Origin of the sequence: Burkholderia sp. IO2 (assembly GCF_029522185.1) — a bacterium.
Classification (GTDB): Bacteria; Pseudomonadota; Gammaproteobacteria; order Burkholderiales; family Burkholderiaceae; genus Burkholderia; species Burkholderia cenocepacia.
Genome location: NZ_JAKWFH010000028.1, coordinates 68,473 through 82,610, shown reverse-complemented (window position 1 = coordinate 82,610; position 14,138 = coordinate 68,473). Strand labels below are relative to the sequence as shown.

The following is a 14,138-nucleotide window of genomic DNA, read 5'->3' as shown; positions in this document are numbered from 1 at the left end:
ATGTCCCCAGCTTCGACTTCAACCGGCCGTCCGGCCAATGACACCCGGCGCCTGCGGCGGATCTTCGACCGCCGTGCCGCCACGTTCGATGCGGTCGCGTTCCTGCCGCGCGAGATCGCGCAGCGGATGAACGAGCGCCTCGAATACATCAAGGTGAGCCCCGCGGCCGTACTCGACGCGGGCTGCGGCCCGGGCGACGACCTGCCGGCGCTGCGCGCGCGCTTTCCGGAGGCGCCTGTGTTCGGCGTGGACCTGTCCGGCGCGATGCTCGCGCGGGCCGGCCAGCGCGAGGTCGAGCAGACCAACTGGCGCCGCTGGCTGCCGGCGTCGCTCGGCCGGGCGCTGGGCCAGCGCGGCCCGCGCGTCGCGCAGGCCGACTTCGCCGCGCTGCCGTTTCCCGGTGGCGCGTTCGACCTGATCTGGTCGAATCTCGCGCTCCACTGGCATTCGCGTCCCGATACGGTGTTTCCTGAATGGCAGCGCGTGCTGCGCGTGAACGGCCTGCTGATGTTCAGCACGCTCGGCCCGGACACGCTGCGCGAGCTGCGCGCGGCCTGCGCGGACGCCGAAGCGGCGCTCGGCATCGCGCCGCCCGCCGCGCGCGTGATCGATTTCGTCGACATGCACGACCTCGGCGACATGCTCGTCGAGAGCGGCTTCGAGATTCCCGTGATGGACCAGGAAGTGCTGACCGTCACCTACAAATCCCCCGACTCCCTGCTGGCCGACGTGCGCCGCTGGGGCGCCTATCCGTTCGAGCGCACGGCGCCGCAGCACGCGACGCGACGCTTTCGCGCGGCGCTCGGCGACGCGCTGGACGCGCGCCGGCGCGAGGACGGCACGATCCCGCTGACCTTCGAGGTGATCTACGGCCACGCGTGGAAGGCCGTGCCGCGCACGACCGCGGAAGGCCACGGGATCGTGCGCATCGAGGACATCGGCAAGGGGCGTCCGAAGAATCGGTAAAGCGGTAAAGAGGGGTTTTGTTATGTCTGAAATTAGCGGCGCAAAGCGGGGTCGAATTGGCGCCAAAAACGGCCGGAAAGCTTGTCGCACTTGGCTTGGCGGGCGATAGGCGCTTGCTTGTGGATGCCATTGAACCCGCCTATAATGCGTCAGCTTGTCGTCCCGGGGTCCCCGCAATACGGGGCGACGAGTCCGATGCAGGCATGCATCGCATGCCATTCGCGTGAGGCGGCGATGGAAGCAGCGAGGGTTTTGGCGGAGACGGCGGACAGCGAACCGGTCCTCGAAGACTGGCTCATGAAACGCAACTGTTCGGTGTCGCCACGCCAGTTCGTGCTGTTTTACGCGTCGCTCGCGGGCTTCTCGCTGGCGATCGCGGCGTTGCTGATGTGGAGAGGGGTCTGGCTCGTCATGCCCTTCACCGGAATCGAGTTGCTGGCGGTGGGTGTCGCATTTGCGATCTATGCTCGCCATGCGGTCGATTACGAGCGCATCAGGCTGTTTCCGCACCGGCTCGTGATCGAGCGGATGGATGCGGAGCGGCTCACGCAGATCGAATTCAACCCGCGCTGGGTGCGGGTCGAGCCGGGTGCGACGCCACGCGATCCGATTCGGCTGGTATCGCGCGGGCAGACCGTCGTAATCGGGCAGCATCTCGCGCAGTACAAGCGTGCGCAGTTCGCCGACGAACTGCGCGTGTCGCTCAGGCGCTGCGGCTGACGAGGCGCGGTCATCGGCCGGACGAGGCCGGTGGCTTGCGACGGGGGAGGGTTTGAATGGAAATTTTGGGTAAGGATGCTATGAAAACAATCAAGCGAGCCCTCACGGGCGTGCTGGCATGCAGCGGATTGCTCTTTGCCGGTGCGGCCCTGGCGGTCGGTGATAGCCCGGGCGGCCCCCGTGTCAACGAGATCAACTTTCAGCCGCCTGTCACGAAGATCGCCGAGGAGCTCTACGATCTCCACACGATGATGCTGATCCTGTGTACGGTGATCTTCGTCGGCGTGTTCGGCGTGATGTTCTATTCGATCTTCGCGCACCGCAAATCCAAGGGCCACAAGGCCGCCAATTTCCATGAAAGCACGACCGTCGAGATCATCTGGACGATCGTGCCGTTCGTCATCGTCGTGCTGATGGCGCTGCCGGCGACGAAGGCCGTCGTCGCGATGAAGGACACGACGAACGCCGATCTCACGATCAAGGTCACCGGCTACCAGTGGAAGTGGGGCTACGACTATGTGAAGGGCCCGGGCGAGGGCATCGGCTTCCTGTCGACGCTGACCACCCCGCGCGACGAAGTGATGGGCAAGAAGCCGATCACCGACACCTATCTGCAGGAAGTCGACAACCCGCTCGTCGTGCCGGTCAACAAGAAGATCCGCATCATCACGACCGCGAACGACGTCGTCCACTCGTGGTACGTGCCCGCGTTCGGCGTGAAGCAGGATGCGATCCCCGGCTTCGTGCGCGACACGTGGTTCAAGGCCGACAAGGTCGGCACGTTCCGCGGCTTCTGTACCGAGCTGTGCGGCAAGGAGCACGCGTACATGCCGGTCGTCGTCGAAGTCCTGTCGGACGACGACTACGCGAAGTGGGTGGCGGCGCAGAAGGCCAAGCTGGCCAGCGCGGCGGTCGACCCGAACAAGGTCTACACGATGGCCGAACTCGTCGCGCACGGCGAGGAAGTCTACAAGGCGAACTGCGCGGCTTGCCACCAGGTGAACGGCAAGGGCCTCGGCGCATTCCCGGCGATGGACGGCAGCCCGATCGTGAACGGCCCGATCGCCGCGCACGTCGAGCGCGTGCTGCACGGCAAGGGCGCGATGCCGTCGTGGGCGTCGCTGTCGGACCTCGACATCGCTTCGGTCGTTACGTACGAACGCAACTCGTGGGGCAACCACAAGAACGACCTGCTGCAGCCGAAGCAAGTGGCCGACGCACGCAACGGCAAGCTGCCGGAAGACACGGCAGGCGCGGCAACGGCAGCGGCCCCGGCGGAAGCGGCTTCGGCGCCGGCGCAAGCCGCGTCGGGCGCCGAGCAGCCGGCGGCAGCGGCATCGGCCGCGCTGTCGACGATCTACTTCGAGACGGGCAAGAGCGTGCTGCCGGCCGACGCGAAAGCGGCGATCGCCGCCGCGGCCGACTATGCGAAGGCGCATCCGGACGCGAAGCTCGCGCTGTCGGGCTTCACCGACAAGACGGGCTCGGCCGACGCGAACGCCGAGCTGGCGAAGCATCGGGCGCAGGCCGTGCGCGATGCGCTGAAGGCAGCAGGCGTGGCGGAAGACCACATTATTCTCAAAAAGCCGGAAACGATCACGGGCGGGGCTGACGCGAAGGAAGCCCGGCGTGTCGAGATCGGCCCGGCGGCTTGACGTGTCGCTGAGTTAGTCGACGTATTCGCATTAGGAGATTCTCATGTCTAGCATCGGGCACGACGTAGCCGCGGACCACGCGCACGACGACCACGCGCACGAAGCCCCGCACGGCTGGCGTCGCTGGCTGTTCGCCACCAACCACAAGGACATCGGTACGCTGTACCTGCTGTTCTCGTTCATCATGTTCCTGTCGGGCGGCGTGATGGCACTCGGCATCCGTGCCGAGCTGTTCGAGCCGGGCCTGCAGATCATGCGTCCGGAGTTCTTCAACGAACTCACGACGATGCACGGCCTGATCATGGTGTTCGGCGCGATCATGCCGGCGTTCGTCGGCTTCGCGAACTGGATGATTCCGCTGCAGATCGGCGCATCCGACATGGCGTTCGCGCGGATGAACAACTTCAGCTTCTGGCTGCTGCCGGTCGCGGCCGTGCTGCTGGTCGGTTCGTTCTTCGCGCCGGGCGGCGCGACGGCGGCCGGCTGGACGCTGTACGCACCGCTGTCGACGCAGATGGGCCCGGGCATGGACTTCGCGATCTTCGCGGTCCACATCATGGGCGCATCGTCGATCATGGGCGGGATCAACATCGTCGTGACGATCCTGAACATGCGCGCACCGGGCATGACGCTGATGAAGATGCCGATGTTCGCGTGGACGTGGCTGATCACCGCGTACCTGCTGATCGCCGTGATGCCGGTTCTGGCAGGCGCGATCACGATGGTGCTGTTCGATCGCCACTTCGGCACGTCGTTCTTCAACGCGGCAGGCGGCGGCGACCCGGTGATGTACCAGCACATCTTCTGGTTCTTCGGCCACCCCGAGGTGTACATCATGATTCTGCCGGCGTTCGGGATCGTGTCGCAGGTGATCCCGGCGTTCGCACGCAAGACGCTGTTCGGCTACAGCTCGATGGTGTACGCGACGGCATCGATCGCGATCCTGTCGTTCATGGTCTGGGCGCACCACATGTTCGCCACGGGCATGCCGGTCACCGGCCAGCTGTTCTTCATGTACGCGACGATGCTGATCGCGGTGCCGACGGGCGTGAAGGTGTTCAACTGGCTCGCGACGATGTGGCGCGGCTCGATGACGTTCGAAACCCCGATGCTGTTCGCGATCGGCTTCCTGTTCGTGTTCACGTTCGGCGGTCTGACGGGCCTGATGCTCGCGATGGCGCCGCTCGACATCCAGTATCACGGCACCTACTTCGTGGTCGCGCACTTCCACTACGTGCTGGTGGCCGGCTCGCTGTTCGCGCTGTTCTCGGGCTGGTACTACTGGGCGCCGAAGTGGACGGGCTGGATGTACAACGAGACGCGCGGCAAGATCCACTTCTGGGCGTCGATGATCTTCTTCAACCTGACGTTCTTCCCGATGCACTTCGTCGGTCTCGCGGGCATGCCGCGCCGCTATGCGGACTACCCGGCGCAGTTCACGGACTTCAACCAGGTGGCGACGATCGGTGCATTCGGCTTCGGCCTCGCGCAGGTGTACTTCCTGTTCGCGGTCGCGCTGCCGGCCTACCGTGGCGGCGGCGAGCTGGAAAAGGCGTCGGACAAGCCGTGGGATGGCGCGACGGGCCTCGAGTGGACGGTACCGAGCCCGGCTCCGTTCCACACGTTCGAGCAACCGCCGCACGTCGAATAAGTTTCACCTAGCGTTCCGCCGCTGCCTGCCGCGCAGGCAGGCGCGGCGGGCGCGAAACGGAAGTTTCAGCGAAGTTTCAGATGACCCGGAATCCACAAGAAAGACGAACGCCCGAGCAGATCCGCGCGGGCAACAAGCGGCTCGGCCTCACCCTGCTCGTCATCGCCGCCGTTTTTTTTGTGGGTGTCGTGATCAAACAGTGGTGGCTGTCCACCCACTGATGCAGTAACTGACGCAGTAGCGAGGAAGTCGTCGTATGTCGAAGCCGGAAGAGGGCGCCGCGGATCGCGCGTTCAATCGTTCGATGCTGGTGAAGCTCTTCGTCGTGGCCGGGCTGATGTTCGGTTTCGGCTTCGCGCTGATCCCGATGTATCGGGCGATCTGCCAGATCACCGGCATCAACAACCTGGTGCAGCGCGATGTCAGCGAGCGCGAGGTGAAGAACTCGCAGGTCGACTACAGCCGCACGGTGTCGGTCGAGTTCGATGCGAACGCGCGCGGGCCGCTCGGCTTCAAGCCGGAGCACAACAGTCTCGACGTGCATCCGGGCGAACTGACGACGATCGTGTACGACGTGACGAACGGGCAGGGCCGGCCGGTCGTCGCGCAGGCGATTCCGAGCTACGCGCCGAAGCAGGCGACGGAGTTCTTCAAGAAGATCGAGTGCTTTTGCTTCACGCAGCAGACGCTGACCGCGAACGAGTCGCGCAAGATGCCGGTGGTGTTCGTGATCGACCCGAAATTGCCGAAGGACGTGAAGACGATCACGCTGTCGTACACGTTCTTCGAGCTGAATACCCCGGCCACGCCGGCCCCGGCGCAGCGCAGTACGGCGGCGGCGCAGGGTGCGGCGAAGCCGGATGCATGACGACGGAGGCGGGGCGATGACGGAGGTCAAGCGGAGCGGTACGTTCGGTCAGGCGCTGAAAGCGGTGCTGTGGTCGTTCTTCGGGGTGCGCAAGCGGCGCGACCTGGAGGCCGACGCGACGCAGCTCAATCCGCTGCACGTGCTGATCGTCGCGTTGATCGCGGCCGGCGTGTTCATCGGCGTGCTGATCCTGATCGTGCGTGCCGTCGTGGGTTGAGGGCGCAGTTAGCGGCTAGCGGCCCGCGGCGACGAAAGAATGCAGTGCGCGGCGCCACGGCGCGGCGTGCAGGAAAGAGCGGTGGCGGTCTCGCCGCGCAAGAAATAAAGCCGGAGCGGTTTCCGGTACACAAATTGGACTGAAGTGGAGAATCAAGCATGAGCGGTCAAAACCAGACCCCGTACTATTTCGTGCCGCATCCGTCGCAGCATCCGATCAGCGCGGCCATCGGCCTGCTGGTCATGCTCGGCTCGGTAGCGCTGTGGATCAACGGTCACGACTGGGCGCCGTTTACGGCGCTGCTCGGCCTGCTGTGGTTGCTCTTCACGCTGTATCACTGGTTCGGCGACGCGATCGCCGAATCGGAAGGCGGTCATTACGGCAAGAACGTCGACAAGTCGTACCGCTGGAGCATGAGCTGGTTCATCTTCTCGGAAGTGATGTTCTTCGGCGCGTTCTTCGGCGCGCTGTTCTATGCGCGTGAAATCGCGCTGCACCAGCTCGGCAGCCTCGACTACAAGCTGATCTGGCCGGACTTCTCCGCCGTGTGGCCGAACGAAGGCCCCGCCGCGCTCGCCGGTCACTTCAAGACGATGGGCCCGTGGCCGGTCCCGACGCTGAACACCGCGTTCCTGCTGTCTTCGGGCGTGACGCTGACGATCTCGCACCACGCGCTGCGTGACGATCATCGCAAGAAGGCGATCGCGTGGCTGGCCGCGACGCTCGTGTTCGGTATCTGCTTCCTGTTCCTGCAGGGCTTCGAGTACTACCACGCGTACAACGAACTGAACCTGACGCTGAACTCGGGCGTGTACGGTTCGACGTTCTTCCTGCTGACGGGCTTCCACGGCTTCCACGTGTTCCTCGGCGGCACGATGCTCGCGGTGGTGCTGGTGCGGATGATCCGCGGCCACTTCAAGCCCGATCACCACTTCGCCTTCGAAGGCGCCGCGTGGTACTGGCACTTCGTCGACGTCGTCTGGCTCGGCCTGTACGTCGTCGTCTACTGGCTGTAAATGGAACGACGGCCCGCGCAGCAATGCGCGGGCCGTTTTCATTGGTGTCGAGCGCGCGGCGGCGAAGCCGCGAGCGACACCACCCTGGCGCCGCCGCGACTCAGTCAGGCGGCGCTTTTGCTTGGTGGCGCGGCCGTGCGGCGAAATGTCACAGCGGCCGGCGCGGCAACGGCATCAACGCCCGATCGGCAGGCCGGTCGAATGGATCCAGCCCATCCAGTTCGCGAACAGGATGAGCAGGAACAGCGACACCGACAGCCCGACGCGGGTGGCGAGCGACCAGACCATGCGCTTCGTATGGCCGCGGTCGTGCATCATGAAGTAGAGCGCCGAGCCCATGCTGGCAATGATGAGGACGAAGGCGATGGGAACGAGTATGTGCATGACACGAACCGGACGACGGCAATTCGAAAGGAAGAGGATAATTATCGCACTTCGCTTTCGCGCAGGTGCCGGGCGGGCCGCATGATGAAGATCCGCTGGCTGCCCGCGTTGCTGATCCTCGTCGTCGTCGCCGTCACGATCCGTCTCGGTTTCTGGCAGCGCGACCGCGCGCACCAGAAGGAAGCGCTGCAGGCGAGCATCGAGCGCTACGAGCAGGCGGCCCCTGTCGACATCGGCGCGCAGCCGGTTCCGCTCGCGTCGATCGAGTTTCATCGCGTGCGGGCAAAGGGCCGTTTCATGCCCGAGCAAGCGGTGTTCCTCGACAATCGGCCGTATAACGACCAGCCGGGTTTTTACGTCGTGATGCCGTTTAAACTCACGGGCGGCGGCGTCGTGCTCGTGAACCGCGGGTGGCTGCCGCGCAATATCGCCGATCGCACGGCGATCGAGCCGTTCGCGACGCCGGCGGGCGACGTCGAGATCGTCGGCATCGCGCGCGCCGATGCGTCGCGCGCGTTCGAGCTCGGCGAAGGCGGGTCGGCCGCGCATCAGAAGATCCGCCAGAACCTCGACGTCGCCGCGTATGCGCGGGAAACCGGGCTGCCGCTGCAGCCGTTCGTGATCCAGCAGACGAGCGACGACGGCGACAAGCTCGTGCGCGACTGGCCGGCGGCGACGACCGGCGTCGAGCGCAATTACGGTTACATGTTTCAGTGGTGGGCGATGGCGGCGGCCGCGCTCGGCTTCGGGCTGTACGCCGCGCGGCGTGCGGCGAAGAAGTCGGCCGGCGCGTGAGCGTCATGCCAGGACGCGGCGAGCGCGCCGCGGGTTCGTTTCGAGAGGTCTGATTTGTCCATGCAATCTCCCCGTCAGGGTCCGGCCGCTGCGCCGATGTCGCCCGCGGCCCGTAAGCGCGGCCGCTGGATGCTCGTGCTGCTGGGTCTCGTGTGCGCCGCGCCGATGATCGCGTCGTACTTCACCTATTACGTGATCAAGCCGAAGGGCGGGTCGACCAACTACGGCACGCTGATCGAGCCGCAGCGCCCGATCCCGGCGGATCTGCAGGTCACCGACGAAGCCGGCAAGACGGTGCCGCTGTCGTCGCTGCGCGGCGTCTGGCTGTTCGTGATGACCGACCGCAGCGCGTGCGACGACGCGTGCGCGCAGAAGCTCTATTTCATGCGCCAGATCCGCGTCACGCAGGCGGGCGAACGGCACCGGATCACGATGGTGTGGCTGCGCAGCGATGCGGGCGCGGTGCCGCAGAAGGTGCTGGACGCGTATCCGGACACGCGCCGGCTCGTTGCCGATCCGGCCGCGGTGGCCGCGTGGCTGCCGGTCGACGCCGGCACGAAGGACAGCGACCACATCTACATGGTCGACCCGAACGGCAACCTGATGATGCGTTTCCCGAAAGACCCGAATCCCAGCAAGATCAAGTCGGACGTGACGAAGCTGCTGAAGTGGTCGAGCATCGGTTAAGGCGAGAGAACGAGGCACCATTCCGATGTCGTATCTACTGCAACTCGGCCTGATCGGCTTGTGCATCGCGCTGCTGCCGCTGTCGTACGTGTGGGTGAAGGCCGACGACGACAAGTTCCGCAAGCTCGTGTGGATCACCACCTTCCTGACCCTCGACCTCGTGATGTTCGGCGGCTTCACGCGGCTGACCGATTCGGGGCTCGGCTGTCCCGACTGGCCAGGCTGCTACGGCACGTCGTCGCCGTTCATCGCGCACGCGGCGATCACGGCCGCGCACCAGGCGATGCCGACCGGGCCGGTCAGCATGACGAAGGCGTGGATCGAGATGATCCACCGCTATTTCGCGATGGCGATCGGCGTACTGATCATCGCGCAGACCGTGATCGCATGGGCCGCGCGGCTGCGTCGCCGCCCGCTGCACGTGTCGCCGTGGTGGCCGACGAGCCTGCTGCTGCTGATTCTCGTGCAGGGCGCGTTCGGCGCATGGACGGTCACGATGAAGCTGCAACCGGTGATCGTCACGATCCACTTGCTGCTCGGCCTCACGCTGCTCGGCACGCTGGGTTGGCTCGCGGCGCGCCAGACGCCGCTGCCGTCGTATGACCCCGAGGCCGGGCGTTACCGTGCGGCCGCGCTCGCGGCGCTCGTGCTGCTGGTCGTGCAGATCGCGCTCGGCGGCTGGGTGAGCACGAACTACGCGGTGCTTGCGTGCACCGACTTCCCGACCTGCAACGGCCAGTGGATTCCGCCGATGGACTTCCAGCACGGCTTTCACCTGTGGCGCGCGCTCGGGATGACGAAGGACGGCGACGCGATCACGCAGGACGCGCTGGTCGCGATCCACTGGACGCACCGCACGTTCGCGTTCGTCGTGGTCGCGTACCTGGTCGCGTTCGCGCTGAAGATGCGCCGCTTCGAATCGCTGCGGCGGCCCGCGAACGGCGTGCTGCTGGTCGTCCTGCTGCAGTTCGTGACGGGCCTGACCAACATCGTGCTGCAGTGGCCGCTGCCCGTCGCCGTCGCGCACAACGGCGGGGCCGCGATCCTGCTGCTGCTCGTCGTCATGTTAAACTTTCGCATCCTTTCAAGCCGCCCCGGCCGTGTCGCGCAGCCTGCGCGCGACGCCGCCCCGGCGTGACCGCCCCCATGCAAAGCACCCTCTCCCAATCGCCCGGTAGCCGCTTTTCCCAGTACATGGCGCTGACGAAGCCGCGTGTCACGCAGCTCGCGGTGTTCTGCGCGGTGATCGGCATGTTCCTCGCGACGCCGGGCATGGTGCCGTGGCATGTGCTGATCGGCGGCACCGTCGGCATCTGGCTGCTGGCCGGCGCCGCGTTCGCGATCAACTGCCTCGTCGAACAGAAGATCGACGCGATGATGCGCCGCACCGCATGGCGCCCGTCCGCGCGCGGCGAGATCACGACGCCGCAGATCCTGCTGTTCTCGGCCGTGCTCGGCAGCGTCGGCGCATGGACGCTCTATACGTTCACGAATCCGTTGACGATGTGGCTGACGATCGCGACGTTCGTCGGCTACGCGGTGATCTACACGCTGCTGCTCAAGCCGATGACGCCGCAGAACATCGTGATCGGCGGCGCGTCGGGCGCGATGCCGCCGGCGCTCGGCTGGGCCGCCGTCACCGGCGCGGTGCCGGGCGACGCTTGGATCCTCGTGCTGATCATCTTCGTGTGGACGCCGCCGCATTTCTGGGTGCTCGCGCTCTATCGCCGCAAGGATTACGAGAACGCGGGGCTGCCGATGCTGCCCGTCACGCACGGCGAGAAGTTCACGCGGCTGCACATCCTGCTGTACACGGTGATCCTGTTCGCGGTCACGCTGATGCCCTTCATTTCCGGGATGAGCGGGGCCGTCTACCTGACGAGCGCGGTACTGCTCGGCGCGGTGTTCCTCGCGTATGCGTGGAAGATCCATCGCGACTATTCGGACGAACTCGCCCGCAAGGCCTTCCGCTACTCGATCGTCTATCTGTCGCTGCTGTTTGCCGCGCTGCTCGTCGATCACTACGCACGCCCGCTGCTCGGCGTGTAACCGCACGGTTTGAACGCAATGCTCCCATCACGGTTCGGGCGCCGCGCGCGCCAAGGCTGGATGCTCGCGTGCGCATTCACGGCAGCGCTGCTGCTCGCGGGATGCGACAACGCGCCGAAATTCCAGAATCTCGACATCACCGGCAACACGCAGTTCGGCAGCGACTTCGCGCTGCCCGATACGAGCGGCAAGGTCCGCACGCTCGCCGACTTCAAGGGCAAGGCCGTCGTGATGTTCTTCGGCTATACGCATTGCCCGGACGTGTGCCCGACCACGATGGCGGAATTGTCCGAAGCGCTGAAGCAGCTCGGGCCGGATGCCGCGAAGCGCGTGCAGGTGCTGTTCGTCACCGTCGATCCGGAGCGCGACACGCCGGCGCTGCTCGGCCAGTACGTGCCCGCGTTCGATCCGTCGTTCATCGGCCTGCGGCCGGCCGACGAAGCACAGCTCAAGAAGGTCACGAAGGATTTCCGCGTGTACTACGCGAAGGTGCCCGGCAAGACGCCCGGCAGCTACACGATGGATCACACGGCCGCGAGCTACGTGTTCGACCGCGACGGCAAGCTGCGCCTGTTCGTGCGCGACGGCCAGGGCCCGGCCCCGTGGGTCCACGACCTGAAGCTGCTGGTCGACTGACCGGCCGCCGCCGGGCGCCCGCCCGGCGTTTCGCGTGACGGCCGTGTTCGTGCCGTCACGTTTCCCCGCTCTCATCTTTGCGCGCATGCGCTGCCCGCCGGGCGGCGCGTCGGCATGCGCGCGTATTGCGCACGTATTGCGCCGAAGCCGCGTTACGGCAGCGCCGGCACGTTGAAGCCCGACGCGGCGCGGGTGATCCGGAATTCCGTCACGCGATACGTGGCGAGCCCCTCGGTGACGAACGGGTCGGTCTCGAGGATCGCGTCGAGTGCGTCGCGATCGATGCGGGCCGCGAGGATCATGCCGCCTGCGCGCGGCACCTTCGGCCCCGCCGCGATGAAGATGCCCTTGTCGAACTGCGGCTGCAGGTACGCGCGATGGCGTTCGAGCGCGTCGTCGATGCGCTCGAGCGACGCGGTGTAGTGGATGTCGATGACGTACATGGATGCCCCTGGAATGATGCCGGCGCTTCGCGCGCCGGCCAGCCGGTCTTTTTAGCACAGCGGATGCGGGCTGTCGCGCCGGCGCGCCGCGTGGGGGCCTGTCGATCGCCGGTTCGCCGCGGCGACGCGTATTCAAGATGTAAGCCTCGTTGCCGTAAATAAAAGAGCAACCGTTTGCGCGCGGCCGGCCGTTCGCGCGTCGGATGCATCGACATCGACAGAGGCACGCAGATGAGCAGAATGAGTTTGAACCGCAAGCTGTGGCTCGCGCTTGCGCTGGTATGGATCGGTCTTCTGGGCGTCGGCGCATGGAGCGCCTACGAAACGCGCGCGACGATGCTCGCCGAACGCAAGGCCGGCATCGCGAATCTCGTCGACTCGGCGGCGGGCATCGTGAAGGCCTATCACGCGCTCGCGCAGAGCGGCACGCTGCCCGAGGCCGACGCGAAGCGCGACGCGCTCGCGAGCCTCGCCGCGATGCGCTACGGCGATTCGGGCTACGTGTTCGTGATGGATTCGAAGCCGGTCGTGCTGATGCATCCGACGCTGCCGAAACTCGTCAACACGCAGGTCGGCGACTATCTCGATCCGGACGGCAAGCCGCTGTTCGTGACGATCCTGAACGCGGCGAAGGCGACCGGCAGCGGCTTCGCCGAATATCGCGGGCGGCTGCCGCACAGCGAGACGGCCGTGCCGAAGATCAGCTACGTCACGCGGTTCGCGCCGTGGGACTGGAACATCTCGAGCGGCGTGTTCCTGAAGGACATCGACACCGTGTACTACCGGACGCTGTTCGGCCATCTGGCCATGGTGTTCGTGATCGGCTTCGTGATCAGCGCGGCGATGCTGGTGATCATCCGCAACGTGCGCGGCAGCCTCGGCGGCGAGCCGGACGAAGCGGCCGCGCTCGCGACGCGCATCGCGCAGGGCGACCTGACGCAGCCGGTGCCGGTGCGCGCGGGCGATCGCACCAGCATGATGGCCGCGATGCACGACATGCAGGCACGGTTGCAGGCGACGATCGGCGGGATTCGCCAGTCGGCCGAATCGATCGCGTCGGCGAGCCGCCAGATTTCGGCCGGCAACGACGACCTGTCGCAGCGCACCGAGGAGCAGGCCGCGTCGCTCGAGGAAACCGCCGCGAGCATGGAGCAGTTGACCGCGACGGTGAAGCAGAACGCGGACAACGCGCGGCAGGCGAGCGGGCTCGCGAACAATGCGTCGGACATCGCGCGTGCGGGCAGCGACGTCGTGAACCGCGTGATCGGCACGATGGGCGAGATCGACGACAGCTCGCGCAAGATCGCCGACATCATCGGCGTGATCGAGAGCATCGCGTTCCAGACCAACATCCTCGCGCTGAACGCGGCGGTCGAAGCCGCGCGCGCGGGCGAGCAGGGCCGCGGCTTCGCGGTGGTCGCGGGCGAGGTGCGCTCGCTCGCGCAGCGCAGCGCGACGGCCGCGAAGGAGATCCGCGCGCTGATCGTCGATTCGGTCGAGCGCGTGCGCAACGGCTCGACGCTGGTCGGCCAGGCCGGCACGACGATGGGCGAGATCCTGCAGGCGGTCGCACGCGTGACCGACATCATGGGCGAGATCGCGGCGGCGTCCGAGGAGCAGGCGAGCGGCATCACGCAGGTCGGCCGCGCGGTCACGCAGATGGACCAGGTGACGCAGCAGAATGCGGCGCTGGTCGAGGAAGCGGCCGCGGCCGCTGCGTCGCTGCAGGAACAGGCCGCGCGGCTGCGCGACGCGGTCGGCGCGTTCCGGGTCGCCAATACCGGCGGCCCGTCGCCGCGCGGGACCGGTGCATGGGCGGCCGAGCCGGCTTTCGGCACGAAGGCGGCCGACGAGACGGTGGCGGCGTGACGTGTATCGGCCGATCGGCCGATGGACCAATGGGCCGATGCGTCGAGGAAAAATGCAACTAACGGCCGAGTTGTGCGGCGGCCGCCGGCACTGCGCTGGTGCATACCCATATGAGCGGGATGTATTTCACTTCCCGCCGATCCTGTGACACCATTTGGCCCTTCCTGCGAGTCCGGGCATAC

Annotated in this window: 15 protein-coding genes and 1 pseudogene; 14 read left to right on the top strand and 2 right to left on the bottom strand. The window is 66.3% G+C overall.

What is annotated here, in order from left to right; all coding sequences use genetic code 11:
- The 8 genes from MMB92_RS19365 (at position 1) to MMB92_RS19330 (ending at position 7,093) form a co-directional block, all read left to right on the top strand.
- Entirely contained in the window at positions 1–966 is a 966-nt protein-coding gene (locus MMB92_RS19365; protein ID WP_048986797.1) for a methyltransferase domain-containing protein, read from the top strand.
- Positions 967–1,161: 195 nt separating this feature from the next.
- Entirely contained in the window at positions 1,162–1,686 is a 525-nt protein-coding gene (locus MMB92_RS19360; protein ID WP_006486400.1) for a DUF2244 domain-containing protein, read from the top strand.
- Between the two features lie 56 nt (positions 1,687–1,742).
- Positions 1,743–3,341, top strand: a complete 1,599-nt coding sequence (gene coxB, locus MMB92_RS19355; RefSeq protein WP_060265647.1) for a cytochrome c oxidase subunit II — start codon at positions 1,743–1,745, stop codon at positions 3,339–3,341.
- Positions 3,342–3,384: 43 nt separating this feature from the next.
- The gene (gene ctaD, locus MMB92_RS19350; protein ID WP_006477731.1) at positions 3,385–4,992 is read left to right on the top strand and encodes a cytochrome c oxidase subunit I; all 1,608 of its coding nucleotides are present in this window, start codon (positions 3,385–3,387) and stop codon (positions 4,990–4,992) included.
- A gap of 80 nt (positions 4,993–5,072) precedes the next feature.
- Positions 5,073–5,213 carry a cytochrome oxidase small assembly protein gene (locus MMB92_RS19345; RefSeq protein WP_006486385.1) on the top strand — a complete coding sequence of 47 codons (141 nt, stop codon included), beginning with the start codon at positions 5,073–5,075 and terminating at the stop codon, positions 5,211–5,213.
- Positions 5,214–5,248: 35 nt separating this feature from the next.
- Positions 5,249–5,860, top strand: coding sequence for a cytochrome c oxidase assembly protein (locus tag MMB92_RS19340; RefSeq protein WP_006486387.1), 612 nt, complete (start codon positions 5,249–5,251; stop codon positions 5,858–5,860).
- Positions 5,861–5,876: 16 nt separating this feature from the next.
- Positions 5,877–6,077 carry a DUF2970 domain-containing protein gene (locus MMB92_RS19335; protein ID WP_006486367.1) on the top strand — a complete coding sequence of 67 codons (201 nt, stop codon included), beginning with the start codon at positions 5,877–5,879 and terminating at the stop codon, positions 6,075–6,077.
- A gap of 158 nt (positions 6,078–6,235) precedes the next feature.
- On the top strand, positions 6,236–7,093 hold the full coding sequence (locus tag MMB92_RS19330) for a cytochrome c oxidase subunit 3 (protein ID WP_006486364.1): 858 nt from the start codon (positions 6,236–6,238) through the stop codon (positions 7,091–7,093).
- Positions 7,094–7,267: 174 nt separating this feature from the next.
- Here the strand turns inward: MMB92_RS19330 and MMB92_RS19325 are convergent, their stop codons facing one another.
- Positions 7,268–7,477: a twin transmembrane helix small protein gene (locus MMB92_RS19325; protein ID WP_006477735.1), complete on the bottom strand. Its 210-nt coding sequence runs from the start codon at positions 7,475–7,477 to the stop codon at positions 7,268–7,270.
- A gap of 84 nt (positions 7,478–7,561) precedes the next feature.
- Here MMB92_RS19325 and MMB92_RS19320 point away from each other — a divergent pair, with 84 nt between their 5' ends.
- The 5 genes and pseudogenes from MMB92_RS19320 (at position 7,562) to MMB92_RS19300 (ending at position 11,644) form a co-directional block, all read left to right on the top strand.
- Positions 7,562–8,272, top strand: coding sequence for an SURF1 family protein (locus MMB92_RS19320; protein WP_034201899.1), 711 nt, complete (start codon positions 7,562–7,564; stop codon positions 8,270–8,272).
- A gap of 114 nt (positions 8,273–8,386) precedes the next feature.
- Positions 8,387–8,959 (top strand): annotated as a pseudogene (locus tag MMB92_RS19315) (cytochrome C oxidase subunit I); the annotation flags it as partial.
- A 25-nt stretch (positions 8,960–8,984) separates the two neighbouring features.
- Positions 8,985–10,097 carry a COX15/CtaA family protein gene (locus MMB92_RS19310; RefSeq protein WP_006486378.1) on the top strand — a complete coding sequence of 371 codons (1,113 nt, stop codon included), beginning with the start codon at positions 8,985–8,987 and terminating at the stop codon, positions 10,095–10,097.
- Between the two features lie 8 nt (positions 10,098–10,105).
- Positions 10,106–11,008, top strand: coding sequence for a heme o synthase (gene cyoE, locus MMB92_RS19305; RefSeq protein WP_006477738.1), 903 nt, complete (start codon positions 10,106–10,108; stop codon positions 11,006–11,008).
- An 18-nt stretch (positions 11,009–11,026) separates the two neighbouring features.
- Positions 11,027–11,644, top strand: a complete 618-nt coding sequence (locus tag MMB92_RS19300; protein WP_034201339.1) for an SCO family protein — start codon at positions 11,027–11,029, stop codon at positions 11,642–11,644.
- 152 nt (positions 11,645–11,796) lie between these two features.
- On the opposite strand, the gene MMB92_RS19295 is transcribed toward MMB92_RS19300, so the two are convergent.
- Positions 11,797–12,087: a YciI family protein gene (locus MMB92_RS19295; protein ID WP_006486398.1), complete on the bottom strand. Its 291-nt coding sequence runs from the start codon at positions 12,085–12,087 to the stop codon at positions 11,797–11,799.
- A gap of 231 nt (positions 12,088–12,318) precedes the next feature.
- Here MMB92_RS19295 and MMB92_RS19290 point away from each other — a divergent pair, with 231 nt between their 5' ends.
- Positions 12,319–13,956: a methyl-accepting chemotaxis protein gene (locus tag MMB92_RS19290; RefSeq protein WP_277562863.1), complete on the top strand. Its 1,638-nt coding sequence runs from the start codon at positions 12,319–12,321 to the stop codon at positions 13,954–13,956.
- Positions 13,957–14,138: the final 182 nt, after the last annotated feature.

Coding starts and splice junctions, on each gene's coding strand:
- MMB92_RS19365 (WP_048986797.1), top strand. CDS start 1: ATGTCCCCAGCTTCGACTTCAACCGGCCGTCCGGCCAATGACACCCGG.
- MMB92_RS19360 (WP_006486400.1), top strand. CDS start 1,162: ATGCAGGCATGCATCGCATGCCATTCGCGTGAGGCGGCGATGGAAGCA.
- coxB (WP_060265647.1), top strand. CDS start 1,743: ATGGAAATTTTGGGTAAGGATGCTATGAAAACAATCAAGCGAGCCCTC.
- ctaD (WP_006477731.1), top strand. CDS start 3,385: ATGTCTAGCATCGGGCACGACGTAGCCGCGGACCACGCGCACGACGAC.
- MMB92_RS19345 (WP_006486385.1), top strand. CDS start 5,073: ATGACCCGGAATCCACAAGAAAGACGAACGCCCGAGCAGATCCGCGCG.
- MMB92_RS19340 (WP_006486387.1), top strand. CDS start 5,249: ATGTCGAAGCCGGAAGAGGGCGCCGCGGATCGCGCGTTCAATCGTTCG.
- MMB92_RS19335 (WP_006486367.1), top strand. CDS start 5,877: ATGACGGAGGTCAAGCGGAGCGGTACGTTCGGTCAGGCGCTGAAAGCG.
- MMB92_RS19330 (WP_006486364.1), top strand. CDS start 6,236: ATGAGCGGTCAAAACCAGACCCCGTACTATTTCGTGCCGCATCCGTCG.
- MMB92_RS19325 (WP_006477735.1), bottom strand. CDS start 7,477: ATGCACATACTCGTTCCCATCGCCTTCGTCCTCATCATTGCCAGCATG.
- MMB92_RS19320 (WP_034201899.1), top strand. CDS start 7,562: ATGAAGATCCGCTGGCTGCCCGCGTTGCTGATCCTCGTCGTCGTCGCC.
- MMB92_RS19310 (WP_006486378.1), top strand. CDS start 8,985: ATGTCGTATCTACTGCAACTCGGCCTGATCGGCTTGTGCATCGCGCTG.
- cyoE (WP_006477738.1), top strand. CDS start 10,106: ATGCAAAGCACCCTCTCCCAATCGCCCGGTAGCCGCTTTTCCCAGTAC.
- MMB92_RS19300 (WP_034201339.1), top strand. CDS start 11,027: ATGCTCCCATCACGGTTCGGGCGCCGCGCGCGCCAAGGCTGGATGCTC.
- MMB92_RS19295 (WP_006486398.1), bottom strand. CDS start 12,087: ATGTACGTCATCGACATCCACTACACCGCGTCGCTCGAGCGCATCGAC.
- MMB92_RS19290 (WP_277562863.1), top strand. CDS start 12,319: ATGAGCAGAATGAGTTTGAACCGCAAGCTGTGGCTCGCGCTTGCGCTG.